This window comes from Anaeromassilibacillus senegalensis, assembly GCF_001261775.1.
In the GTDB taxonomy this organism is placed as follows: domain Bacteria; phylum Bacillota; class Clostridia; order Oscillospirales; family Acutalibacteraceae; genus Anaeromassilibacillus; species Anaeromassilibacillus senegalensis.
In genome coordinates, this window is the sequence record NZ_LN868538.1 from 471,611 (window position 1) to 494,846 (window position 23,236).

The window sequence follows — 23,236 nt, forward strand, 5'->3', positions numbered from 1 at the left end:
TCCAAATACAAATCCTCAATTATGAAAATCTGTGTGTAAAACACACAAAATTTTACCAACCTTTTCCTTTGGTTCACGCCGGTTCGGTATAATATCTAATTTTATGCCACATACTTGAACTATATTATACAATCCATTTTGGAAGAAAGCAACACCTTTTTGATACAAATTGCATAATTTTTGCCTGACATCTTCCCTTTATATAAGTAATATTTTACCCATTTAATACAATAAAGCAAATGAATGATTGTTAACAATTTCTTTCTTGTATTCATCAGCAAAAAAGGGTACGCTTATGGAGCGGTATTCCGCAGAAAGGAATGTTTAACCAAACGATGGATTGGCTTAGACGGTTTATGATGGACCGGTACGGTACGGATCAGCTTGGGATCGCGCTGATGATCTTCTATCTATTTCTCGTCCTTTTGGCGTCGCTCACTGGTGCATGGATCCTGCGGCTGCTTGCGCTGGCCGTGTTGGGCCTCTGTTTATTCCGTATGCTTTCGCGCAACCGAAACAAGCGTTACCAGGAAAACGTGAAATTCCTGCAGGTCTGGACTCCGGTCAAAAATTGGTTTCAAAGCCTGACGCACCGCGCAAAGGACACCCGGACACATAAGTATTACCACTGCCCCAAATGCAGGAATACCCTGCGCGTGCCGAGAGGCAAGGGAAAAATACAGATCACGTGCCCTGTATGCCGCACGGAGTTTATCAAAAAGACTTAAAAAAGGCGGGAAGGATTGCAGTCCTTCCCGCCTTTTGGAGTTTTTGTGCCATGACAGCTTATGATATCTATCAAATTGGCGGGTGGATAAAATCATTTCGTGTTACATCGTATGTCGTATAAATCTGTATTGCATTTTGAGAATCGTAATCATATAAAGTAACCCTAAATGTTATATTGGTCACATCTCCAACCCTGCCATTTAGCGAAAAAGACGCTAACGGTCCTGGACGAGGCATTCCACCAGTGGAATCCAAATTTGGACTAAACTCTACTACGATATTGCGTGGCTCATAGGCAGGGTTCTTTGTAGCATCTACATACATCTCGCCATAAAAAGATTCATTATAGTAATCGAAATGTGTAAAGGCTATCTCTACTCCATCCACTATAATTGTACGACTGGTTGGCTGTAACACCGTTAGCGTATTTTTACTGATATCATAACTTACCGTGATGCTTTTCCCTACATATCCACCAGAAATCAAAAACTCTATGCGAAGTTCCAAAATATAGTCTGACGAAGGGGCATAAAGCGGAAAAGCGTTATAAGTTCCGGGTTTAAAGGTTTCTCCGCTATTTCCTACCGCTGGTCCATATACTTTCATTCCAGAGTACTCATAATTCGGGTCATAACCTCCCACAACTAATTCCCCAGAGAACGACCCAATTCCATCACTGAAAGTTCTAACGCTGATACTCGTACCATCTACCCAAGTATTAGCATCTAGCACCTCCCGCGCCGACGCCGAAGCCGGGACAACACAAATCCCCATCACCATTGCAAGACACAGAACCATACTGATCAACGAACGTGAAAACCTCTTTTTCATTTTGTTCCCTCCTTACTATTTTCTCCACATATTCTTCCATGGATTCTCAATTCAGCTCCATTATAATAGTTTATATGAAATCAGTCAACATATTTCACTATTTTTATTCAATTATATTAGATTGCATATAATTATGAAAACTTGGCAGCTGAAATCGGACCATCAGCTCTTTCCCGCAATAAACGCAAAAAGGCTGTGGGAACACACTCCCACAGCCTTTTATTTTCTCTCCTGCGCAACAACGCAGGCGTTTTTTTATTACGCCCATGGTTTATAGAAAATCCCTAGGTCTCCACGCGCAACAAAAAATGGATTGCTGTGGCTTTTCTATCGTCCCGCGCGGAGGTTTCCTCGGAATCAGCTATTTTTATATGAGCTCTAAAATTTCACATTCCAGAATATCCGCTATGCGTTTTAATACACGGACGCTCGGCTCCGTTTCGCAGTGTTCCCATTGGTACAGCTCCGCCTGCGGCACTTCCAGCCGTTCGGCAAGCTCCGCGCGGGTCAGTTTGGCCCGCTCCCTTTGACGCAGAATCTTTTTATCCCGTTCCAGCAAAATCGCAAGCTTTTTTTGTTCATCCACCAAAAGCGGACAGTCGTTGTGGCTTTGCAGCCCACAGCGCGCACCGTCCGGATTCAAGAGAATCGGTACGCCATCCTGTGCGCTCAGCTCATATCCTTCCGGCAGCACATAATCTTTGCCACCGTCGTCCTCTCCCCGGCAGCAAACGTCCTCTTCGTCCCACGGCACCAAGGCGTAATCCACACCCAACAGCGCGCTGTCCTCCGCGTGAAAGCATTCCGTCCGATACAAAGTAATGGTTTTCATTTACAGTTCCTCCAAAATTTCCGCAGCACATTTGATCAGCTCGCCGCAGGGGCGTTTTTGATAGTATTCCCCCGTGCGGGCGCTGGGATTCGGGTCTGTTCCCGCATCGCTCACACCCGCCAGCAGTTCGCGGCAGACGATGGAACCGTTTTCCTCCCGGTATTTCTGTGCGAGCTTTTGAATCTGCGCATACAGCTCTCTCTTTTCCTGCACTGCCTTCGGGTCGCTGTACCCTTTTTTCATACTGACCACAAATACCATCCCGGACACCGCGCCACAGACCTCGCGCATACGCCCCATCCCACCGCCAAATCCGGATACCAGTTTCATGGCTGTATCAAAATCGAGCCCCAGCTCGTCCGCATACGCGCCGACAACCGCCTGCGCACAGTTGTAGCCCTGCTCGAACAGCTTCTTTGCCTGCTCGCCCTTTTCACTCATTTCTGCCAGCTCCTTTTTGCCGTGTATGGTTTGAAAAACAATGGTGAACCTAACCGATATGATAACACAAACCCTGTTTGGATGCAATTTCCTCTTGACTTTATCAAATATAACGCTTATACTAAATATCGAACAAATGTTTTATATTCTCCATTTGGAGGTTCTTATGACAACATTGGAAAAACTGACGATCCTCACCGACGCGGCAAAATACGACGTCGCCTGTACCTCCAGCGGCGTAGACCGCGGCGGGGAAGCCGGCAGTCTGGGCAGCGCTGTTAAAGCGGGCATCTGCCACAGCTTTGCATCCGACGGGCGGTGCATTTCCCTGCTCAAAGTGCTGATGACGAATTCCTGTATTTACGACTGCAAATACTGCGTCAACCGCCGGTCGCACGATACGCCGCGCGCTGCGTTCACCCCGCGCGAGCTGGCGGACCTGACCATCGGCTTTTACCGGCGCAATTATATAGAGGGGCTTTTCCTCAGCTCCGGCGTGCTGAAAAATCCAGATTACACCTGCGAGCTTTTGATTCAGACACTGAAGCTGCTGCGGGAGGAATACCGTTTCCGCGGTTATATCCATGTCAAGGCCATCCCCGGCGCGGATGAAAAACTGTTGAGCCGATTGGGAATGCTGGCGGACCGTATGAGTGTCAACATCGAGCTGCCGTCCGAAACCAGCCTGAAGCTGCTGGCGCCCGATAAATCCAAAACGTCGATTCTCAAACCAATGGCCCTGATCTCCGGAAAAATCCAGGAAAACCGGCATGATCTGATCCAATACCGCCACGCGCCGAAATTCGCTCCCGCCGGCCAGAGCACCCAGATGATCATTGGCGCCACACCCGACACCGATTGGAAAATTCTGCGCCTGACGGAAGGGCTGTACAAAAAGTATCAGCTGAAACGGGTATTTTATTCCGCCTATATGCCGGTATCGGAAAACGCACTGCTTCCGCCGATGGGGACCAAGCCGCCGCTTTTGCGGGAACACCGCCTGTATCAGGCGGACTGGCTGCTGCGCTTTTATGGCTTCACCGCAGACGAGCTGCTTGATGAGGAGCACCAGAGCTTCCACCCGCTGGTGGACCCCAAATGCGGTTGGGCACTGAACCATATGGAGCAATTTCCTGTGGAAATCAATCAAGCACCTCTGGAACTGCTCCTGCGCGTCCCGGGCATCGGCGTGCGCAGCGCACGGCGCATCCGGAAGGCACGGCAGAGCGGCTCCCTTGATTTTGCAGGATTAAAAAAAATCGGTGTGGTGCTTAAACGTGCGCAGTATTTTATTACCTGCTCTGGAAAAATGCGTGAAGGGCTTAAATTCACGCCGGAATCTGTGCTCCGTGCCCTCATCTCAGAGGAAAAGCAAAAGCTTGCGGAGGATGTGCCGGAACAACTTTCTTTTTTCTCCGGTACACCCAGTCATACGGGACATCCCGCAGGGGGATTTTCCGGGAAACTGATACAATGAGGAACAGCTGATGAATACCAGAACCAACCTTTCCTATTGTTACGACGGCAGCTTTGACGGCTTTCTCTGCTGCGTCTTTGAAAGCTATACCAAACGCGAAGTTCCGACCCTGATCTATCCATACGACGAACCGCAGTGCTCTTTGTACCCGGAAAAGCAGATTGAAACCGATCCAGTGCATGCGGAGCGCGTCTTTGCATCTTTGGTCAACAAAATATCCGAGGAAGCCTGCGAACTGGTCCAGCTGGGCTTTCTAACCTGCCTGCCACAAAAAGAGCTTTTGCTCTACCGTTTCATCCGCATGGGGTACCGGCACGGCGCGGGAGTCGTCAACTGGCTGGCGGACAAAACGGTCCATTCCCTGCGCAAAGCGGTGCAGTTTGCGACGCATGAAGCACATCTGCTGTGCGGTTTTGTCCGCTTTTCCGAGCAAAACGGGACGCTCGCCTCCGTCATAACGCCGAAAAACTGGGTTCTGCCGCTGCTGCGCGACCATTTTTGCAGCCGGTACAACACAGAAACCTTTCTGATTTATGATAAAACACATCGAATGGCGTTGGTCCATCAACCGGGTAAAACAGAGATCTTTCCGCTGGAACAATTCTCGCTGGAAAAAGCGGACAACACAGAGGCACAGTTCCGCAGGCTGTGGAAACGCTTTTACGACACCATTGGGATTGAGGGCCGCTACAATCCCAAGTGCCGTATGACGCACATGCCGAACCGCTACTGGGAAAACATGACGGAATTTCAGGAGCCGGCGCTTCCCTCCGGCAAACCTGGCACCAAGGCGTTTGCAGAAGCACCGGATACGCTTCTGCCGTGATCTGCCGCACGCATTTTCTTGCTTTTTCAGAATGCCTGTGTTAGCATGGAGAAAAATGGAAAAGAGGTGCCGCATATGGTGGACCCGCACTATCTGCGCCTGCTGGCAAGGGAATATCCGAACGCCGACGCTGCCGCTTCGGAAATCATCAATCTGAACGCCATTCGTTATCTGCCCAAAGGCACAGAATACTTTTTCAGCGACCTGCATGGGGAGTACGAAGCCTTTGGTTATCTGCTGAACAGCGCCTCCGGCATCATACGCGATAAGATTGAATGGCTCTTTCAAAAATCGGTGGGGCTTCCAGACCGTGAGGAGTTGGCGGACCTGATCTATAAGCCGGAACCTGTTTTGGCCGCCAAAGAGAAGGGAACGGACGCTTACCACGAGTGGTGCCGGATCACCATTTACCGGCTGGTACAGGTCTGCAAAACCGTTTCCTCCAAATATACGCGGTCCAAGGTGCGCAAGAAAATGCCGGAACAATTCGCTTATATCATTGACGAGCTGCTGCACGCCGATACGGAGGAAACCAAGGAGCAGTATTACGGGGAAATCATCCACTCCATCATCCGCACCGATATGGCGGAACCCTTTATTATCGCTATCAGCCGCCTGATCCGGCAATGCAGCATCGACATGCTGCACATCATCGGAGATATCTTCGACCGCGGCCCGCACGCGGACATCGTGATGGACGAGCTGATGGGTTACCATGATGTGGACATTCAATGGGGCAATCACGACATCTCCTGGATGGGTGCGGCAACCGGTAACCTGGCGCTGGTTGCCAACGTGGTACGTCTGGGCATCAGCTATAACAACTTCGACCTGCTGGAGGACGGCTACGGCATCAATCTGCGCGCACTCTCCATGTTTGCAGCGGAGGTTTATCAGGACGATCCCTGCACTATTTTCACCCCGCATATTCTGGACGAAAATACATACGACCCGGTCGACATTCCGCTGGCCGCCAAAATGCACAAGGCAATTGCCATCATTCAGTTTAAACTGGAAGGACAGCTCATCGCCCGTCATCCCGAGTATCAAATGGAAGACCGCATCCTGCTGGATAAAATCGATTTTCGTAAAGGAACCATTTCGATTCAGGGGCAAACCTATGAATTGACGGACCGTCTCTTCCCTACGGTTTCTCCGGAATGTCCGCTGGAACTGACGCAAGCGGAAGAAGATCTGATTCATACGCTTGCCGTCTCGTTCGCACACAGTGAACGGCTGGCCAAACATATCAAATATCTGTATGCGCACGGCGGCATGTACAAATGTGTAAACTCCAATCTGCTTTACCACGGCTGCATTCCCATGACGGAAGACGGCGCCTTTGACTGCATTCCGTTTGGTGACACTTCCCGCTGCGGCAGAGAGCTGCTGGATTACATCGACGACCAGGTCCACTGCGCCTACTTCGCCGTGCCCGGCTCCGCCGAGCGGCAAAATGCCAGCGACTTTTTGTGGTACCTTTGGTGCGGGCCGAAGTCGCCCCTGTTTGGCAAAAGCAAGCTTGCCGCCTTTGAGCGCTACTTTATCCTGGAGCCGGAAACCCATGTGGAGCGACGCAACCCCTACTATAGCCTGATTGAGGACCGCTCCATCTGTGAAAAAATTCTGCGGGAATTCGGCCTGGACCCAACCTGTTCCCATATTGTCAACGGACATGTTCCGGTCAAAATCCGTCAGGGAGAAAGTCCGATCAAGGCGGGCGGCCTGTTGTTTATCATCGACGGCGGCATTTCTAAAGCGTACCAGAAACAGACAGGCATCGGCGGTTATACACTGATCTTTAATTCGCATCACCTGGCGCTGGCCCAGCACAAGCCGTACGAGCTGGCAAAACAGAATCTTTCTAAAAACGCGCCCTCTATGCAGATTGTTGAGATCATGCCGCACCGTCTGACCGTGAACGATACCGACAATGGCAGAAACATTGCCCGGCAGATTGAAGAGCTGACGGAGCTGTTGAAAGCGTACCGGAGCGGGCAAATGAAAGAGCGCTGAGGAGTGGAAACAGATGGAATTTACCTATCAGAAGGGTACTTTGGCAGATGTGGAACTGCTGACCAAAGTGCGCATACAGGTTTTGAGAGCGGCAAACCAGCTCTCAGAGGCGGAAGACCTTGCGCTTGTGGAACAAAACTCCCGGGAATATTACCGGTCCAGCCTCTCTGACGGAAGCCACGCCGCGTATTTGGTCTTTCACGGAGAAATCGTCGCAGGCGCGGGCGGCGTCAGTTTTTACCGTGTAATGCCAACCTATCACAATCCAACCGGCCTGAAAGCATATATTATGAACATGTATACACATCCATCCTATCGCCGCAGAGGCATTGCGTGGAAGACGCTGGATCTGCTGGTTAGGGAAGCAAAGGGGCGTAATGCCGGCCTGATCTCACTGGAAGCGACCGCCATGGGAAAGCCGCTCTACGAAAAGTACGGGTTTATCAAGATGCAGGACGAACTATGGCTTCCGCAATAAACAAAATGAGTCCGTGTAGTGACACGATTTCTGAAAGGATGAAAGCGCATCATTGCATAAACGTATTTTATATGAAGACAACACGCGAACTATTAAAGGAATTAAGAGAAGACAACGACCTGACGCAGCGCACTGTCGCACAGGTTCTGGGGGTATCGCAGCAGCAGTACTCCCGGTACGAAACCGGCAGCGCCGCGCTGCCGCTCCGGCATTTTATCAAGCTTGCCTATTACTATAATATCTCCGCGGATTATCTGATCGGCCGCCATGCGAACGCGGACAAACCGTCGGAAACGATTTATCTGACAAAGCATTGTACCTTTGAACAATTCAGCAGCGACGTATTTTCCTTAAATGAACGGAGCCGTCAAGCCGTATTGGACTTCACAAAACTGCAAAAACGGAAGGACGGAAAACCTTAACCAGTTTATCTGTCCGATTTTCATATAGGCATCAGCGGAGGAACCATTCATGAATAAAGATCTTGCCGAAATGTCCCTGCAGGAACTTTGGGAGCTGTTTCCCATCTTCCTGACAGAACCTCAACCCGATTGGCGCGGCTGGTATCGTGCAGAGGTGCAGCGTCTACAAACGCTTTTGCCCATGGATCCCGTTATCCGCATCAGCCACATTGGCAGTACCGCCATTTACGGTATCCGGGCAAAACCGATCATTGACATTCTGATTGAAATAACAAACGATTATCGGATGGAACGCCTGTCTCCTATTTTAAAAGAAGCCGGTTATCTTCCAATGCATGTGGACAACATGCGCGCATCTTTTAATAAGGGATATACGCCCAACGGCTTTGCAGAGAAGGTCTTTCACCTGCATCTGCGGTACAAAGGCGATCACGACGAGCTGTATTTCCGAGATTATCTAAACGATCACCCAGAGACCGCCAAAGCTTATGAAACACTAAAGCTGCGTCTGTGGAGACAATATGAGCACGATCGCGACGCCTACACAGCAGGAAAAACAGATTTTGTCAAAACCTTCACCAAACTGGCAAAGGAATCTTACGCAGACCGGTACTGCTAATGGTTCCTGTAAATTTATTACCTGATTTTGGAGCTCTATGCCTTTGTCTGAACGTTGGCAATTTACCGGATCATCTACTTTTCGTGCATATTAGAGAATTTCTGCGTAATGACTGCCGCTTTTGATTTTAAGCCTGATTGTATATACAATTCGTATTATTTTATTCATATTATACCAACATAAAAACCGCACGGAGCAAGTCCGTGCGGTTTATTGTTTATTCAGGAACTTTTATGCCGGTTCCGGTATATGCTCGCTGTAATGGTGCGCTTCCTCCAGCATCATATCTTTGACCTTCATCAGACGAATCTGCGTGCTTCGCTCGTTTTCATCCAGCTTCATCGTAATATACTTGATATTCGCCTGCATCTGCGGAATCATCACATGTTCGAGCGCATTGACACGGCGGCGCGTTTTTTCTATCTCCGCCGCCATCAGCTGGCAGGACTTTTCGCATTCCGCCAGTCGCAGCATCTCCGGCAGCAGATCTGCCAGAGACTTTACCGCCGCGTCCAAATCACTGGACGTAAAGGCAAAGCCGTAGGAATAGATGTCGTTTGCGTCTGAGGTCCGCGTCTGGTAGGTAAACACCGGGATTTCCACGCTCATTACATTGCGGTTGCCGCACTCCAGAAAAACTTCCTGTTTGGGCGTCATCAGCGCTACGTCGAGCACCTGGTCCTGCATGCCGGCGCGTGCCAACACAAAATTCTGGTTGGCGGCGGCTATTCCGGCCTCCACCTTCTCGCGCAGGGCTTTGTTTTCCCGCACCAGATCGAGAAACTGGCGCATCAGCTCATCGCGCTTGTCTTTGAGCAGTTTATGGCCCCGTACGGCCGTAATCAGTTTTTTCTTGAGACGCGTCAATTCCATACGCGTCGGGTTCACATGGGTGGCAGCCAAAGTCTTCATCCCCCCTGTCGATACAATTGGTCACTTACTTGGTCGCTCCCAATTTCAAAGAGCTATCCATATAAACGCAGTTTGCCGGGAGCGGCCCTTTTCTGTCCCGCCCAGACGCATTTCCGATTTTCACCATGGTTCAGGGCGGGCCGTGCATACAAACTCAGTTTGTCGGGCCGTGCATGCAAACTCAGTTTGCCGGGCCGTGCGTGCAAACTCAGTTTGCATAGTATTGATCAAGGAAGACATCCTTGATACGTTTCAGCTCGCTGCGGGGCAGGATGGACAACAGCTTCCAGCCGATGGCCAGCGTCTCTTCGATATCGCGGTTTGCGTCGTATCCCTGAGAGACATACTCCTGCTCAAAGGCGTCCGCAAACTTGGCGTACAGCTTGTCAATATCCGTTAAAGCCGCTTCACCCAGAATGGTCATGAGCTCCTTGGCTTCCTTGCCGCGTGCATACGCCGCAAAAAGCTGGTTCATCGTGTTCGCGTGATCGGCGCGGGTTTTCCCCTCGCCAATGCCCTTGTCCTTCAGACGGGACAGGGACGGCAGTACGTCGATTGGCGGCGTGACGCCCTTACGGAACAACTCACGGCTCAGGATAATCTGCCCCTCTGTGATATAACCCGTCAGATCGGGAATTGGGTGGGTTTTGTCGTCTTCAGGCATGGTCAGGATCGGGATCATCGTGATACTGCCATTCTTGCCCTTCTGCCGTCCGGCGCGCTCATAGAGAGACGCAAGGTCCGTGTACATGTAGCCCGGATAGCCGCGGCGTCCCGGCACCTCCTTGCGCGCGGCGGAAACCTCGCGCAGCGCGTCGGCGTAGTTGGTGATGTCCGTCAGGATGACCAGCACGTGCATATTCTTCTCAAACGCGAGATACTCCGCGGCGGTCAGCGCCATACGCGGCGTCGCGATACGCTCGACCGCCGGGTCGTTCGCCAGGTTGACAAACATGACGGTGCGGTCGATCGCACCTGTCTCCTTAAAGCTCTGGATAAAGAAGTTCGATTCTTCAAACGTGATACCCATGGCGGCAAACACAACCGCAAACGGTTCGCTTGTTCCGCGCACCTTTGCCTGACGCGCAATCTGCGCCGCCAGATTGGCATGCGGCAAGCCGCTGGCAGAGAAAATCGGCAGTTTCTGCCCGCGGACCAGCGTGTTCAGGCCGTCGATGGCGGAGATGCCCGTCTGAATAAACTCCTGCGGATAGTTGCGCGCCGCCGGGTTCATCGGCAGGCCGTTGATATCCATACGCTTGTCCGGCAGAATCTCCGGGCCGCCGTCGATCGGACGGCCCAAGCCGTCGAACACGCGGCTGAGCATGTCCTCGGAAACACCCAGTTCCATGCTGCGGCCCAGGAAACGCACCTTGCTGTTGCTCAGGTTGATGCCGGTGGAGCTTTCAAACAGCTGCACCAGCGCGTTGCCGCCGTCGATCTCCAACACCTTACAGCGGCGCTTTTCTCCACTGAACAGCTCAATTTCGCCCAGTTCGTTGTATGTGACGCCTTCCACACCGCGCACCAGCATTAGAGGACCTGCAACCTCCTGTATCGTCCGGTATTCTTTTGGCATTTAGAAGTCCTCCTTTTGCGAAAGCTCTTCAATCTGTTTGGAAAGCGCTTTCAAAATTGCCTGGTATTCGCTCTGCATGTCTTTTTCTTCAATATACTTGAAGCGGCCGATGCGCTCGCGCACGGGCAGCTTGACCAGATCGTCCACGGAAACACCCTTGTCCAGCGCTTCCACCGCCTGATCGTAATAATCCAGCACCAGCTGCATCATGGTGAACTGCTTCGGCAGCGGCGTATAGGTATCCGTTTCGTGGAACGCGTCCTGATGCAGGAAGTCTTCACGGATAGAACGGGAAGCTTCCAGTTTGAGGCGGTCCGGTGCGGAAAGTGCGTCCATACCGACCAGCTGTACAATTTCGTTCAGCTCGGCTTCCTCCTGCAACAGGCGCATCAAACGGCCGCGCAGATTCATCCAATCGGGGTTGACCTTGTCGTTAAACCAGTTTCTCATGGTGTCCACGTAGAGGGAATAGCTGGTCAGCCAGTTGACCGCCGGAAAATGGCGTTTATACGCCAGATCGGAGTCCAGGCTCCAGAACACCTTGACGATGCGCAGCGTCGCCTGCGAAACCGGCTCGGAAATATCGCCGCCCGGAGGGGAAACCGCGCCGATGACGGAGAGTGCACCCTCCCGGTTTTCGCTGCCGACGGTAACGACGCGGCCCGCACGCTCGTAGAATTGCGCCAAACGGCTGCCCAGATACGCCGGGTAGCCCTCTTCACCGGGCATTTCCTCCAGACGGCCGGACATCTCGCGCAGCGCTTCCGCCCAGCGGGAGGTGGAATCCGCCATCAGCGCGACGGAATAGCCCATATCGCGGAAATACTCCGCGATGGTGATGCCGGTATAGATGGACGCTTCACGCGCCGCAACGGGCATGTCGGAGGTATTGGCGATCAGAACGGTGCGCTCCATCAGGGAGAAGCCCGTCTTCGGGTCCTTCAGCTCCGGGAACTCGTTCAAAACGTCCGTCATTTCGTTGCCGCGTTCGCCGCAGCCGATATAGACGACAATATCCGCCTCCGCCCATTTGGCCAGCTGGTGCTGCACAACGGTTTTACCGCTGCCGAACGGGCCGGGAACTGCCGCCACGCCGCCCTTTGCAATCGGGAACAGCGTATCAATGACGCGCTGGCCCGTCACCAGAGGCATATCCGGGGAAAGCTTCTGCTGATACGGACGGCCCACGCGGACCGGCCATTTCTGCATCAATGCAATATTCTGGCTCGAGCCGTTCGGGGTATCCACCACAGCAACGGTCTCTTCAATGGTGTAGTCGCCCTCCTTGATGGAGCGCAGCTTGCCCATCAGGCCGTTCGGCACCATAATCTTATGCAGGACGATCTCCGTTTCCTGAACGGTGCCGAGGATGTCGCCGCCCGTCACCTTGTCGCCCGCCTTTTTCAGCGGTTTAAAATGCCATTTCTTTTTATGGTCCAGCGCGGGAATTTCCACGCCGCGTTTCAGGCTGTTGCCAGTCGCCTTCATGATTTCCTCCAGCGGGCGCTGGATTCCATCGAAGATGCTACCGATCAGGCCCGGGCCAAGCTCCACGGAGAGCGGCGCGCCGGTGGATTCCACCGGTTCGCCCGGACCAAGCCCGGAGGTCTCCTCGTAAACCTGGACGGAAGCCTGGTCGCCGTGTATCTCAATGATTTCACCGATGAGCCGCTGTTCGCTGACACGCACCACGTCGAACATGTTCGCGTCGCGCATGCCCTCGGCGATGACCAGCGGTCCGGCAACCTTTTTAATGGTTCCTTTGCTCATTGTTCTGATCTTTCCTTTCTGTGGGACTGCGCCCCAGAGTGCTGACGAAACCCGCCGGGCCCTCCCGGCAGGATATTATTGATTGAAGATAATATCGGAGCCGACCGCCTGCTCAACGCTTTTCTTCACCGCGCGGACGCCCATGCCCGTGTTGCCGGACACGCCCGGAATCAGGATGATCGCGGGAAGCATCTGCTCGCGGTACCGGTCGATCTCGGTTTCCAGGGAAGCCGCCAGCGCCTCGGTGATATAGACCACCGCATAGTCCTGCTCCGCGAAGGACCGCAGCCGGCGCGCCGCCTCAACCGGGTCCGCCACCGGATAGGTGTCCAGCCCCAGGGCCGCAAAACCGTAAATACTGTCCCGGTCCCCCATCACTGCAATTTTATACATGGCTCTCCCCCTAGTTCACATACATTTCCCGCAGCCGTTCCCGGATGGATTCCATCCGCAGCTGGTTGAGCTTGCCGGAAAGAATCACCCGCACCGTTTTGATCTCGTTTTCTCTGGCCAGCACATAGGCCGCCAGGGGCGCGAGCGTAAACGGATTGTACTGCTGCGGGCGGATGCGCCGGATAATCAGGTTATCGCACCAGCGCTCAAACGCGGAGGGCGATTCCTTCAGCTCCTGCACCGCATCGGCATACGGCGTTGCGGACAGATAGCTGTAAATGGCTTCCTGTCCCTCTACCGCGGCCTGCGCCAGCTTTGCGGTATCCAGCGTGTCGCAGTCCGCCAATGCGCGCCGGACAAAGTCCAGCGATTTGCCGGTTTTCTGCGCGCGTACCGCAACCTTGATGTTCGCCGCGGCCACCGTCAATTCCGCGTATTCTTTGATCACCGCGTTGTCGGCGGCTTTCCCCGCCGCATGGATCGCGTCGAGCGCCGCTTTGTCAATAATCACATCGCAAAGCTGCCCGTCGCGCGTATGCAGCAGCAGGTCAAACGCTTCCTTCGCCGGGGCACGCATGGCCTCCGGCAAAAGGGAGTAGTCCTGCTCTTGAATGGCTTTCAAAATCGTTTCCCATTCTACGGTTCCGTGGGTAAAAAAAGCCCCCGGCATTTCCGCGTTGGTAAAGACCAGTTTGATCGCCGCTTTCAGATTATGGTAGTCATTCTGATAGAGGAATACGTCGAACACGGAGAGGTCGTCCACCAGTTCCTCCATCAGCGCCCAGGTCTTCTCCTGTTCGCCCGTGAGGATCTGCTCCGCGCTCTGCGTGCTTCCATCTCCCCAGCCCTTGTCTGCCAAAAGCTGGAGACATTCCTCATAGGTGCGCGCCGCCAAAAGCTGCTCCAGAAACATACCGTTCAGCAGGGACAGTTCCTTGGAACGGATGCGCGCGACCGCATAGGTATACTGCTTTTCCGCCATATCAGTGCCCTCCCGGGAAGAGCAGCGCGTGAATCTCGTCCTGCAAGCCTTCCTTCGCGGCGTCGAACAGAGCCGAGAACGAGCAGTTCTGTTCAATTCCGCCGTAGGTCAGTACAAAACCGCCGTCGATCTTCCGTGTCTCCTTGGAGAGCGTCAGTTTCGCTCCGGCGGGGACCGCCTTTTCCAGCCGGGAGGCAAACTCCTTCGGCAATCGCTGCAAGTCCTTTTGGTTAAACAAAATCTCCCCATCCTGGGGCAGGGCGTATTTTTTTACCATTTTTAAAATGTTGGAGAAGTATTCCTCCGGCGGCAGCTCCACCGCAGCCTGCAGCGCACGTTCCATCGTCTCGCCGATGATCTGCTGTTTTGCCGCGAGGACACTCTTCCTTTTTTGCAGAGCAGCGGCGGATGCCGCGCGCTCCTGCATCGCCTTTGCCTCATCCTTCGCGCGGTTGATGGTCTCTTCCCCCTGCACCGCACCTTGAACCTTTGCGTCCTGCCGAATTTGAAACGCCTGATTCTCCGCGTCTTCCAGCACAGCCGCAGCGGACGCCGCGGCATCGTCCTCAATTTGTTTGATGATCTTTTCGAGTCCAGTCATGAGCAGCGCTCCTTTTCCAATTCATTTTTCCTAATCGGGGCGCTGGTTCTTACACCGGCAGGCCGCCGATGCCTGTGATTGCCAAAATGGAAACGAGAAGCGCAAGAATCGCATAGGTCTCAACCATGGCCGGGAAGATAATCGCTTTGCCCAGCTGATCCGGGCGCTTGGATACCAGGCCGATGCACGCAACCGCCGCACGGCTCTGTTTGAGCGCGGACCAGTAGCCGACGATTGCCATCGGCAGGCAGGCCAGCAGATACAGGAAACCCTTTGCCAGGGACATTTCCACGTTGCCACCGAGAATACCGATCTGGGACAGGGTGATAAACGCGATCAGCAGGCCGTAGATCCCCTGCGTACCGGGCAGCAGCTGCAAAATCAAAACTTTACCGAATTTGGACGGGTCCTCCGTCACAACACCCGCGGCAGCCTCGCCCGCGCGTCCCACGCCGACCGCAGAACCTGCGCCAGCCATAAGCGCCGCCAAAACCGCACCCAGCAAAGCCAAAACAACACCAAAATTATCCATGATTATTTTTCCTCCCTGATTTTGTAATATTTTGTATGAACGCCGAAGGGCGAGAATTTGCGTCCGCCGCCCTCGTAAAACTTGCCGAAGAATTCCACAAACTGCAGGCGGTTCGTATGCACATATGCGCCCAGCAGGTTGATGCCGATGTTCAGCACATGGCCCAGAATAAAGACGATAATGAACAGGATTGCACCGCCAACTCCGCCGCCGCCCATGCTGCCCATCTGGTTGATGACCGTGGCGATGACGCCGGTGGCCAGGCCGAGCGCCAGCAGGCGGGAATACGAGAGAATGTCGCTGAGGTAGCCCGTCACGTTGTACAGGCCGTACAAGCCCTTGAGCAGCCGCTTTGCCGGGTTGCGGGATTCGCGTCCCGCCGTAAAGACGATGCCGACCGCGCCGACGCCCGCCACCGCGGCGGCCACATTCCCCACAAGGGGAGACAGAATAAATCCGAGCTGGGCGATGTCCACAAACATCTGGCTGGACAGCATAAACACGATCGCACCGGTCAGCAGCATGTACCAGAAAATGACGTCGTAAAGCGCGTCCTTGTACTTTTTCTGCTTCCAGAGCTGGATAAACTGCATCGCCAGTCCGACAAACAGATGAATCACGCCAACCAGCAGCGAGAACATCAGCATGCGCATGGGCTCCTTGATCGGCTCAAACCAGAGTGGCCCGAGGACGACCTCTTTTCCAAAGAATGTGCGGGAAATTACCGCTGTCGCGTCTCCAAAGAATCCGCCGAACAGGAACCCCCAGATGGTGGTGGAAATGCCGCAGAAAAAGAACATCCGCAGCGACTTGCGCATTCCGATCTCCATGTTTTTAAACTTTAACAATGCCAGCCCGCAGCCAATGACCATGATCAGCCCATAAGCCGCGTCGGACAGCATCATGCCGAACAAAAAATAATAGAAAATCGCCATAATGGACGTGGGGTCGATCTCATGTTTTCCGGGAAGGCTGAACGATTCCAGAACGCCCTCCACGGGTTCCGCAAACTTATTGTTTTGCAGCAGGACCGGGACGTCCTCGTCCTCCGAGGGCATGCTCAGTTCCACCGCCGCGTCGAATTTTTCCTCCAGCTCTTTGGAAAGCCTGTCCGCGTCGCGCGCCGGGATATAACCGGTCAGCACGAACGTGCGCCGGGACTGCATCAGGCGGCCGATGACCTCGTACTTCTCCTGCCGCATCGTCAGGTAGTCCACCATGAATTTCATGGACTCCCGCCGGTCGGCATACCCCTTGATCTCGTCTTCCGCGGCCTGCATGATTTTTCGCTGTTCCTCCACGCGGCCTTCCAGCGTCTTAACGCGTTCGGCGGGCGGCGTTTTGGAGGGCGCCGCGGGCCTTGCAAACCCCAGCGTGCGCAGGGCGTCTTCCACGTTTGCCGCGTCGGGCTTCCGGCACAGCAGGAAAACACAGGTCTGTTCGCGGGAAGAACTGATCACATCCACCTGGATGGGCGTCTGTGGTAGCAGCTCCGCGAGGCGCTCCTCCAGCGCCGCCTGGTTCAGGTCCCCAGCCAGCGTGCCGATAAAAGCCGCCGTCGCCTTCGTCCCCTTGAACCGCATGGGCACGTCCAGCGCCACCCAGGGGGTGAGCGCTTCGATCTGCGTTTCCAGCTTCTGGATGCTGCCGCGGGCGTCCGCGATGTCCTTGGAAAGCTCATTGATCCGCAAAACGATGTGCAGAACCTTTTCGCTCTCCTGTGCAAACGCGTCGTACTCCGCCGCGTCAATCTCCTTGCGCCCCTCCAGAGAGGCAAACAGGGATTTCTTTTCCGACGCATACCGGTTCAGAACCTCCAGCGCCTGTCTGGACGCCGCGATGTTCTTTTCAAACTGCGTTTTCTGCGCGGACATGTCCGCCTGCTGGAAAATGCTGTCCTCCTGCAAAACATCGTTGATTTCCACAACGCCGCGCCGCTGGATCATTTCCAGGATATGTTTGCGATGTTTCTTGAGACCGTATATGCTGATGCGCTGCATCTGCAATACCGCCATAAGTGCCATACCTCCTTTGCTTTACACGGAAACCGGCTAACCCACCAGTTCCTTTAAAATCCGTGCAGCCGCTTCTTTTTCTTTTTTCCGCGCGCCGGCCTGCAAAGCTGAAATTTCCTCTTTGGTGCTCTGCTGGACCTTTATTGTCTCCGCCTCGCTCTGCTTTTGAGCCGTGTTGAGCGCCGCCTGCGCTTCTCTTTGCGCGTCGGCAGCGATCTCTGCCACGATCTTTTCCGCATCGCTCCGGGCCTGCTTCAAAATTTCTTCCGCCCTTCGCGCGGCGTCGCGCTCTGCCTGTTCCGCTTTTTGCTCGGCCTCGCGCACGGCGTCGATCATCTGCTGTGCCATTGATTTTCACCCCCTGTATCGGTTACTATGAGCTCACCCGGCCGCACAGCTGCGGCCCTGCGCGCTTTTGATAAATCTGTAAAATCATATTCTTTTGGGATTCCCAAAATTATATTCATTGTACATGAAAATAGAGGAAAGTGCAACAACATAAACCAACTTATTTCTAAAAATCTTTCCATTTTGTACAATGTGTTTGATTTTGTCCCCTTAACGGATAATATGACGAAATTCCGAACAGAATCCGCCGGTTTTCCGTACAAAAAACCTTGGAAAATCCCGCCGTTTTTTAAGTAATTTTATCGAGTGCGTTCCATTGATTTTAGTTTACTAAAGCGGTATAATTAATAACATTATAGTCTGCTCACAGAAGCAGTAATTTATAGGAGGTTGCACTACATATGAAACGCGTTTACAACTTTTCCGCGGGCCCCTCGATGCTGCCCGAAGCTGTTCTTCGCCGCGCTGCGGACGAAATGCTGGACTACCAGGGCAGCGGCCAATCTGTGATGGAAATGTCCCACCGCTCCAAGGTCTACGAGGGCATTATTAACTCTGCTGAAAGTCTGCTTCGCGAAGTGATGAATATCCCCGACAATTACAAGGTTTTGTTCTTGCAGGGCGGTGCATCCTCTCAGTTTGCGATGGTGCCGATGAACCTGATGACCAAAAGCAACAAGGCGGATTTCGTCATTACCGGCCAGTGGGCCACCAAAGCATATAAGGAAGCAGCCCGCTACGGCACGGCCAACATCGTGGCTTCCTCCAAGGACCAGACCTTCAATTATATCCCGGAGCTGGATCCTTCCACCTTCACCAAGGATGCGGACTACTTCCACATCTGCCTGAACAACACCATCTACGGCACCAAGTTCACCCAGCTGCCGGAGACCGGCGATGTGCCGCTGGTGGCGGATATCTCTTCCTGCATCCTGAGCGAACCGATCGACGTGAGCAAGTTCGGCATCCTGTATGCGGGCGCACAGAAGAACATGGGCCCTGCCGGCCTGACGGTCGTAATCATCCGCGAGGACCTTGTCGGCAATGCGATGGATATCACGCCGACTATGTTCAACTACCAGACGCATGTGGACAACGGTTCCATGTTTAACACCCCGCCGTGCTACAGCATCTATATGTGCATGCTGGTGCTCGACTGGATCAAGAACACCATGGGCGGTCTGGATGAGATGAAAAAATATAACGAGAAAAAGGCCGCGATCCTTTACGATTATCTGGACAGCTCCAAAATGTTCCGCGGCACCGTCGTTGCGAAGGACCGTTCCCTGATGAACATCCCGTTCGTCACCGACAGCGAAGACCTGAACGCCAAGTTCGTGAAAGAAGCCGCTGCAAACGACTTCGTCAACCTGAAGGGCCACCGTTCCGTCGGCGGCATGCGCGCTTCCATCTACAACGCGATGCCGATGGAAGGCGTGGAGAAGCTGGTCGCCTTCATGAAGAAGTTTGAAGAAGAGAACGCGTAACAGGGCTGCATAGTATAGGAAAATGGGAACCCATTAAATTTGAATGGTACAGGTGATTACAATGTTTAACGTTAAATGTTTGAATAAAATCTCCCCCGTGGGCACCAAGCGCTTCGGCGCGAACTACAACGTCGGCGAAGACGTGGAGAATCCGGAAGCAGTTCTGGTCCGCTCCGCTTCCATGCACGACATGGAACTGCCGCAAAGCCTTCTGGCGATCGCCAGAGCGGGCGCGGGCGTCAACAACATCCCGCTGGACAAATGCAGCGAAGCAGGTATCTGCGTATTTAATACGCCCGGCGCAAATGCAAACGCCGTGAAGGAACTGGTGATTGCGGGCCTGCTGCTCTCCTCCCGCAAGGTCATCTCCGGCATCGAATGGGCCAAGACCCTCAAGGGCAACGGCGCAGACGTGACCAAGATGGTCGAAAAAGGCAAGAGCGCGTTTGTCGGCCCGGAAATCAGCGGCAAGAAGCTCGGCGTCATCGGCCTCGGTGCAATCGGCATCCTGGTCGCCAACGCGGCGAAGAGCCTGGGCATGGAAGTCTACGGCTACGACCCGTATCTGAGCGTCGATGCGGCATGGGGCCTCTCCCGTTCCACCAAGCACGCCCAGACACTGGATGAAATCTATGCGAACTGCGATTACATCACCGTGCATGTGCCGCTCACCCCGGACACCAAGGAGATGATCAATGCGGAGAGCATCGCCAAGATGCAGGACAATGTCCGCATCCTGAACTTTGCCCGCGGCGACTTGGTCAACTCCGGCGATATTTTGAAGGCACTGGCGGACGGTAAGGTTTCCGCCTACGTCACCGATTTCCCGACCGACGAGATGCTCGGCGCGGAAGGCGTCATCGCCATCCCGCACCTCGGCGCTTCTACCCCGGAGAGCGAGGACAACTGTGCGCGTATGGCAGCCGACGAGCTGAAGGATTACCTGGAAAACGGCAATATCACCCATTCTGTGAACCTGCCGAATGTTTCCATGCCGCGCGACCCGGCGTTCACCCGCGTGTGCATCATTCACCGCAATGTTCCGAACACCATCGGCCAGCTGGCCGGCAAGCTCGCGGAGTTCGGCATTAACATCGAGAATATGCAGAGCAAGTCCCGCAAGGATTACGCGTATACCATTCTCGACGTCACCGGTGACCTCAACGGCAACGCCGCCAAGATGGAAGAGTCCGCGGATATTGTCAAGGTCCGTGTGATCTGATTTCATAATATAATAATAAAAAAAACCAGCCTGCGGTAAGGAAATGTACCGCAGGCTGGTTTTTGTTTATTTTATTATAACATAACGACGCTCATCTGGGGATTCTATTCCTCTTACAAAGACAGAATGATCCATATATAATATTCAGAGACGAAAGGCCTAAGTTTCACAATCTTTAAATCCGCTTTCCCGTATCCCGAAGAACAAAATCCGCCTCAAAATCACAGCCTAAAGCGTCTGCTATTTGAACCAGCTCTTTTTCCGGAAAATTATCTCTGGCAAGCTTATTGCTCAAATTGTTCCCGTTTGTCCCAAGCTTTTCCGCCAGCTCTTTAATCGTCATATTTCTTTCCAGCAAAACCACACGGATTTTCTTCGCCATTCCCATATACATCCACCCTCTCTTTATACCAATATAGCACACCATAAAATGTAATATTTCAACCAAAAATACAAAATCACACAAATCAGTATGGTATAACACTTGACTTTCACTTTTTAGATATGCAATCAAGCTAAAAAATGTATATAAACACCTAAAAGAAAGGCATGGAAAATATCATGGACTACATAGAAAAACTGTTTTCCCGTTTGAATCTCCAGCATATCCGTGAATTTCTGCTCTACGGCACAGAAGCTGTAAAAATCACAGAACAAAGCTACCGTGAACGATTGGATACCTCCCAGCAACCTGTCTTTGAAATCATTCAAAAGGCTTACCCCGGTGAACTGGAATCACCTGAAGTCGACCTTTTTTTATCAGGCCCTATCCGCTGCGCAGGAGGTTTATCTGGAAATCGGAATACGCGCAGGCGCTATCCTGACCGCTCAGCTTTTAGGCAAAGGATAAAACTTAGTTTCTTTCCCATAGAACAGCTAAAGCTCCGCCGTCAATGAAAAGCACCCAGCCGACCCTAGGCAAAGCATCCCTATGTAGCAGAGAAAGCTCCAGCTCCGCCGTCAATGAAAAGCACGCCGCCCTCCCTGAGCAAAGCATCCCCATGGGGATACCGAGGGTTGTAAGGGGGGCGTGAGTCGAAGTACCCCGGAGCCCACTCTCGCGCCCCCCTTTCGCGGTCTTTGCTTCCTTTTCGACAAGACGGAAAGGAAGTGCCCGCCCGACATGAGGGCAAACCAGCGGTTTTCTCCCGCTTTTGCAAAAGCGAGTAAGCGATAAAGATTGCGCGCGCAATTAGTTTGCCATCGGTTTATAAAAACCAGAATAAGCGGAAAATAAAAGTTTACTTTTGCTTTATAAAAGCAGAAAATCCCATTGCTTCCGCAATGCAAAAGATTGCTTTCATAAAATTTGTTATACTTTTTTAAAGTAAAGAAGTCTTTGCTGTCGCTTTTATAAAGCGACGAATCCCCCGGCGAGAGCCGGGGTACAAAAAGGCCCCAAAGGCACCCCCTGCCCCATAAACAACCATATCACTCGTTCCCACTCGCTCTTCTCAGGAAGAGAGTTCCGTTCTCTGCGGAGAACGGCAAAGGGCCCTGCCCTTTGATCCCGCCACCTTTCAGAAAGGTGGATAAACACGTTTTAGCGGTTATCGACCGCTTTTTTCCCGCGTGCAATGACTAATTTAATCTTTAAATTTTGATCCAGCACCACCAAGTCGGCGCGTTTGCCCACCTTGATACTGCCGATCTCGCCATCCTCATGGATCGCGCGCGCCGGGTTGATCGTCGCGCTCTTGATTACCTGCTTAAACGGTACGCCAAAATTGACCAGGTTACGAACCTCCTGATGAATATTCGTCGTCGAACCGGCAATTGTGCCGTCCTTCAGACGGGCCTGTCCGTCCTTGACATAGACCGTCTGCCCGCCCAGTTCCGAGATGCCGTCCGGCTCTCCGGCCGCACGCATCGAATCGCTGACAATGATGGAACGGTCTTCCCCCAGCTGACGGAATGTGATGCGCAGGACGGCGGGATTGATATGGAAACCGTCGCAGATGATCTCCGCATGTACACGCTCGTCGTCAAACACCGCGCCAACGACACCGGGATTGCGGTGCGTCATGCCGCTCATGGCGTTGTACAGGTGGGTTGCATGGGTAATTCCCAAATTAAACGCATGCTTTGCCTGTTCATAATCGGCGTCTGTATGCGCAATGGAAACCGTGCAGAGCTTGCTGGCCTTCTTAATAAAGTCATCCGCTCCCTCACACTCCGGCGCAATATCGACCAGCTTGATGATACCGCCGCAGCCATCGTACAGCGTTTTAAACTCGTTCCAATCCGGGTTGCGGACATGCTCGCCTTTCTGTGCGCCCTTCTTATTGATAGAAATAAAGGGGCCTTCCATGTTAACACCAGCAATCGCCGCGCCGAACGGGCGGTCGTCCATACAAGCCTTGACCGTTGCCAGCGCGTCGGCAATCTCCTCGTGGGAAACCGTCATTGTCGTCGGACAGAAGGATGTGACGCCCTTTGTGACCAAATGTCCCGCCATCTTGGCAAGACCCGCCGTGGATGCATCACAGGTATCCGCCCCAACACAGGCGTGGATGTGGATGTCGACAAAGCCCGGTACCACGCAGCAGCCGCTCAGGTCCAGTTCTTCTTCCCCACTCAGGTCGGGCGCAACGTCCGCGATGCGGTCTCCCTCCACGGACAGACAGGCGTCCACCAGAGTAAATGTATCGTCCATAATTTGTGCATTCTTCAGAATCACAGCAATCACCTCATAGTTCTATAGTATCTTCATTATAGCGGATA

Annotated in this window: 24 protein-coding genes; 10 read left to right on the plus strand and 14 right to left on the minus strand. The window is 53.1% G+C overall.

Annotation, left to right across the window (positions count from 1 at the left end; genetic code table 11):
* Window positions 1-335: 335 nt before the first annotated feature.
* Window positions 336-728 carry a hypothetical protein gene (locus BN2106_RS12305; protein WP_050698874.1) on the plus strand — a complete coding sequence of 131 codons (393 nt, stop codon included), beginning with the start codon at window positions 336-338 and terminating at the stop codon, window positions 726-728.
* A 70-nt stretch (window positions 729-798) separates the two neighbouring features.
* Here the strand turns inward: BN2106_RS12305 and BN2106_RS12310 are convergent, their stop codons facing one another.
* The 3 genes from BN2106_RS12310 to BN2106_RS12320 all read right to left on the minus strand — a co-directional run bounded on the left by BN2106_RS12310 (window position 799) and on the right by BN2106_RS12320 (window position 2,833).
* Window positions 799-1,560, minus strand: coding sequence for a hypothetical protein (locus tag BN2106_RS12310; protein WP_050698875.1), 762 nt, complete (start codon window positions 1,558-1,560; stop codon window positions 799-801).
* Window positions 1,561-1,927: 367 nt separating this feature from the next.
* Window positions 1,928-2,392, minus strand: coding sequence for a helix-turn-helix domain-containing protein (locus tag BN2106_RS12315; RefSeq protein WP_050698876.1), 465 nt, complete (start codon window positions 2,390-2,392; stop codon window positions 1,928-1,930).
* Window positions 2,393-2,833: a C-GCAxxG-C-C family protein gene (locus BN2106_RS12320; RefSeq protein ID WP_050698877.1), complete on the minus strand. Its 441-nt coding sequence runs from the start codon at window positions 2,831-2,833 to the stop codon at window positions 2,393-2,395.
* A gap of 166 nt (window positions 2,834-2,999) precedes the next feature.
* Between BN2106_RS12320 and BN2106_RS12325 the strand changes: the two genes are divergently transcribed.
* From BN2106_RS12325 to BN2106_RS12350, 6 genes are all read left to right on the plus strand, one after another.
* Window positions 3,000-4,310: a putative DNA modification/repair radical SAM protein gene (locus BN2106_RS12325; protein WP_050698878.1), complete on the plus strand. Its 1,311-nt coding sequence runs from the start codon at window positions 3,000-3,002 to the stop codon at window positions 4,308-4,310.
* Between the two features lie 10 nt (window positions 4,311-4,320).
* Window positions 4,321-5,136 (plus strand): TIGR03915 family putative DNA repair protein, encoded by an 816-nt coding sequence (locus BN2106_RS12330; RefSeq protein WP_050698879.1) that lies wholly within the window; start codon window positions 4,321-4,323, stop codon window positions 5,134-5,136.
* Window positions 5,137-5,181: 45 nt separating this feature from the next.
* Window positions 5,182-7,152 (plus strand): fructose-1,6-bisphosphatase, encoded by a 1,971-nt coding sequence (locus BN2106_RS12335; RefSeq protein ID WP_456236315.1) that lies wholly within the window; start codon window positions 5,182-5,184, stop codon window positions 7,150-7,152.
* Between the two features lie 13 nt (window positions 7,153-7,165).
* Window positions 7,166-7,630: a GNAT family N-acetyltransferase gene (locus BN2106_RS12340; RefSeq protein ID WP_050698880.1), complete on the plus strand. Its 465-nt coding sequence runs from the start codon at window positions 7,166-7,168 to the stop codon at window positions 7,628-7,630.
* 71 nt (window positions 7,631-7,701) lie between these two features.
* Window positions 7,702-8,052, plus strand: a complete 351-nt coding sequence (locus BN2106_RS15640; protein ID WP_074017521.1) for a helix-turn-helix domain-containing protein — start codon at window positions 7,702-7,704, stop codon at window positions 8,050-8,052.
* Between the two features lie 49 nt (window positions 8,053-8,101).
* Window positions 8,102-8,671 (plus strand): GrpB family protein, encoded by a 570-nt coding sequence (locus tag BN2106_RS12350; RefSeq protein WP_050698881.1) that lies wholly within the window; start codon window positions 8,102-8,104, stop codon window positions 8,669-8,671.
* A 231-nt stretch (window positions 8,672-8,902) separates the two neighbouring features.
* Here BN2106_RS12350 and BN2106_RS12355 read toward each other — a convergent pair whose 3' ends face one another.
* The 9 genes from BN2106_RS12355 to BN2106_RS12395 all read right to left on the minus strand — a co-directional run bounded on the left by BN2106_RS12355 (window position 8,903) and on the right by BN2106_RS12395 (window position 17,803).
* Window positions 8,903-9,574 (minus strand): V-type ATP synthase subunit D, encoded by a 672-nt coding sequence (locus BN2106_RS12355; protein ID WP_050698882.1) that lies wholly within the window; start codon window positions 9,572-9,574, stop codon window positions 8,903-8,905.
* Between the two features lie 217 nt (window positions 9,575-9,791).
* On the minus strand, window positions 9,792-11,162 hold the full coding sequence (locus BN2106_RS12360) for a V-type ATP synthase subunit B (protein ID WP_050698883.1): 1,371 nt from the start codon (window positions 11,160-11,162) through the stop codon (window positions 9,792-9,794).
* On the minus strand, window positions 11,163-12,932 hold the full coding sequence (locus BN2106_RS12365; protein WP_050698884.1) for a V-type ATP synthase subunit A: 1,770 nt from the start codon (window positions 12,930-12,932) through the stop codon (window positions 11,163-11,165).
* Window positions 12,933-13,007: 75 nt separating this feature from the next.
* Window positions 13,008-13,325, minus strand: a complete 318-nt coding sequence (locus tag BN2106_RS12370) for a V-type ATP synthase subunit F (protein ID WP_050698885.1) — start codon at window positions 13,323-13,325, stop codon at window positions 13,008-13,010.
* A 10-nt stretch (window positions 13,326-13,335) separates the two neighbouring features.
* Window positions 13,336-14,307, minus strand: coding sequence for a V0D/AC39 family V-type ATPase subunit (locus BN2106_RS12375; protein ID WP_050698886.1), 972 nt, complete (start codon window positions 14,305-14,307; stop codon window positions 13,336-13,338).
* A gap of 1 nt (window position 14,308) precedes the next feature.
* Window positions 14,309-14,908 (minus strand): V-type ATP synthase subunit E, encoded by a 600-nt coding sequence (locus BN2106_RS12380; protein WP_050698887.1) that lies wholly within the window; start codon window positions 14,906-14,908, stop codon window positions 14,309-14,311.
* A 49-nt stretch (window positions 14,909-14,957) separates the two neighbouring features.
* On the minus strand, window positions 14,958-15,440 hold the full coding sequence (locus BN2106_RS12385) for a V-type ATP synthase subunit K (RefSeq protein WP_050698888.1): 483 nt from the start codon (window positions 15,438-15,440) through the stop codon (window positions 14,958-14,960).
* Window positions 15,441-15,442: 2 nt separating this feature from the next.
* Entirely contained in the window at window positions 15,443-17,455 is a 2,013-nt protein-coding gene (locus BN2106_RS12390; RefSeq protein WP_050698889.1) for a V-type ATP synthase subunit I, read from the minus strand.
* A gap of 36 nt (window positions 17,456-17,491) precedes the next feature.
* Window positions 17,492-17,803 carry a hypothetical protein gene (locus tag BN2106_RS12395; RefSeq protein ID WP_050698890.1) on the minus strand — a complete coding sequence of 104 codons (312 nt, stop codon included), beginning with the start codon at window positions 17,801-17,803 and terminating at the stop codon, window positions 17,492-17,494.
* 401 nt (window positions 17,804-18,204) lie between these two features.
* Here BN2106_RS12395 and serC point away from each other — a divergent pair, with 401 nt between their 5' ends.
* Window positions 18,205-19,290: a 3-phosphoserine/phosphohydroxythreonine transaminase gene (serC, locus tag BN2106_RS12400; protein ID WP_050698891.1), complete on the plus strand. Its 1,086-nt coding sequence runs from the start codon at window positions 18,205-18,207 to the stop codon at window positions 19,288-19,290.
* Between the two features lie 61 nt (window positions 19,291-19,351).
* A complete protein-coding gene (locus BN2106_RS12405) occupies window positions 19,352-20,512 on the plus strand; it encodes a 3-phosphoglycerate dehydrogenase family protein (protein ID WP_050699468.1) in 1,161 nt (386 codons plus the stop codon).
* 175 nt (window positions 20,513-20,687) lie between these two features.
* On the opposite strand, the gene BN2106_RS12410 is transcribed toward BN2106_RS12405, so the two are convergent.
* Complete coding sequence (locus BN2106_RS12410) at window positions 20,688-20,996, minus strand: helix-turn-helix domain-containing protein (RefSeq protein ID WP_330379845.1); 309 nt, start codon at window positions 20,994-20,996, stop codon at window positions 20,688-20,690.
* Between the two features lie 77 nt (window positions 20,997-21,073).
* On the opposite strand from BN2106_RS12410, the gene BN2106_RS16240 reads away from it, so the two are divergent.
* On the plus strand, window positions 21,074-21,409 hold the full coding sequence (locus BN2106_RS16240) for a hypothetical protein (RefSeq protein WP_154666521.1): 336 nt from the start codon (window positions 21,074-21,076) through the stop codon (window positions 21,407-21,409).
* Window positions 21,410-22,055: 646 nt separating this feature from the next.
* On the opposite strand, the gene nagA is transcribed toward BN2106_RS16240, so the two are convergent.
* Window positions 22,056-23,192 (minus strand): N-acetylglucosamine-6-phosphate deacetylase, encoded by a 1,137-nt coding sequence (gene nagA / locus BN2106_RS12420; RefSeq protein ID WP_050698893.1) that lies wholly within the window; start codon window positions 23,190-23,192, stop codon window positions 22,056-22,058.
* Window positions 23,193-23,236: the final 44 nt, after the last annotated feature.

Excerpts from the sequence above, each read along its gene's own strand:
- BN2106_RS12405 (WP_050699468.1), top strand. The coding sequence starts at position 19,352 with ATGTTTAACGTTAAATGTTTGAATAAAATCTCCCCCGTGGGCACCAAG.
- BN2106_RS12370 (WP_050698885.1), bottom strand. The coding sequence starts at position 13,325 with ATGTATAAAATTGCAGTGATGGGGGACCGGGACAGTATTTACGGTTTT.
- BN2106_RS12315 (WP_050698876.1), bottom strand. The coding sequence starts at position 2,392 with ATGAAAACCATTACTTTGTATCGGACGGAATGCTTTCACGCGGAGGAC.
- BN2106_RS12325 (WP_050698878.1), top strand. The coding sequence starts at position 3,000 with ATGACAACATTGGAAAAACTGACGATCCTCACCGACGCGGCAAAATAC.
- BN2106_RS12385 (WP_050698888.1), bottom strand. The coding sequence starts at position 15,440 with ATGGATAATTTTGGTGTTGTTTTGGCTTTGCTGGGTGCGGTTTTGGCG.
- BN2106_RS12340 (WP_050698880.1), top strand. The coding sequence starts at position 7,166 with ATGGAATTTACCTATCAGAAGGGTACTTTGGCAGATGTGGAACTGCTG.
- BN2106_RS12305 (WP_050698874.1), top strand. The coding sequence starts at position 336 with ATGGATTGGCTTAGACGGTTTATGATGGACCGGTACGGTACGGATCAG.
- BN2106_RS12330 (WP_050698879.1), top strand. The coding sequence starts at position 4,321 with ATGAATACCAGAACCAACCTTTCCTATTGTTACGACGGCAGCTTTGAC.
- BN2106_RS12350 (WP_050698881.1), top strand. The coding sequence starts at position 8,102 with ATGAATAAAGATCTTGCCGAAATGTCCCTGCAGGAACTTTGGGAGCTG.
- BN2106_RS15640 (WP_074017521.1), top strand. The coding sequence starts at position 7,702 with ATGAAGACAACACGCGAACTATTAAAGGAATTAAGAGAAGACAACGAC.
- BN2106_RS12380 (WP_050698887.1), bottom strand. The coding sequence starts at position 14,908 with ATGACTGGACTCGAAAAGATCATCAAACAAATTGAGGACGATGCCGCG.
- BN2106_RS12335 (WP_456236315.1), top strand. The coding sequence starts at position 5,182 with ATGGAGAAAAATGGAAAAGAGGTGCCGCATATGGTGGACCCGCACTAT.
- BN2106_RS12395 (WP_050698890.1), bottom strand. The coding sequence starts at position 17,803 with ATGGCACAGCAGATGATCGACGCCGTGCGCGAGGCCGAGCAAAAAGCG.
- BN2106_RS12320 (WP_050698877.1), bottom strand. The coding sequence starts at position 2,833 with ATGAGTGAAAAGGGCGAGCAGGCAAAGAAGCTGTTCGAGCAGGGCTAC.
- serC (WP_050698891.1), top strand. The coding sequence starts at position 18,205 with ATGAAACGCGTTTACAACTTTTCCGCGGGCCCCTCGATGCTGCCCGAA.
- BN2106_RS16240 (WP_154666521.1), top strand. The coding sequence starts at position 21,074 with ATGGACTACATAGAAAAACTGTTTTCCCGTTTGAATCTCCAGCATATC.
- BN2106_RS12365 (WP_050698884.1), bottom strand. The coding sequence starts at position 12,932 with ATGAGCAAAGGAACCATTAAAAAGGTTGCCGGACCGCTGGTCATCGCC.
- BN2106_RS12390 (WP_050698889.1), bottom strand. The coding sequence starts at position 17,455 with ATGGCGGTATTGCAGATGCAGCGCATCAGCATATACGGTCTCAAGAAA.
- BN2106_RS12360 (WP_050698883.1), bottom strand. The coding sequence starts at position 11,162 with ATGCCAAAAGAATACCGGACGATACAGGAGGTTGCAGGTCCTCTAATG.
- BN2106_RS12375 (WP_050698886.1), bottom strand. The coding sequence starts at position 14,307 with ATGGCGGAAAAGCAGTATACCTATGCGGTCGCGCGCATCCGTTCCAAG.
- BN2106_RS12310 (WP_050698875.1), bottom strand. The coding sequence starts at position 1,560 with ATGAAAAAGAGGTTTTCACGTTCGTTGATCAGTATGGTTCTGTGTCTT.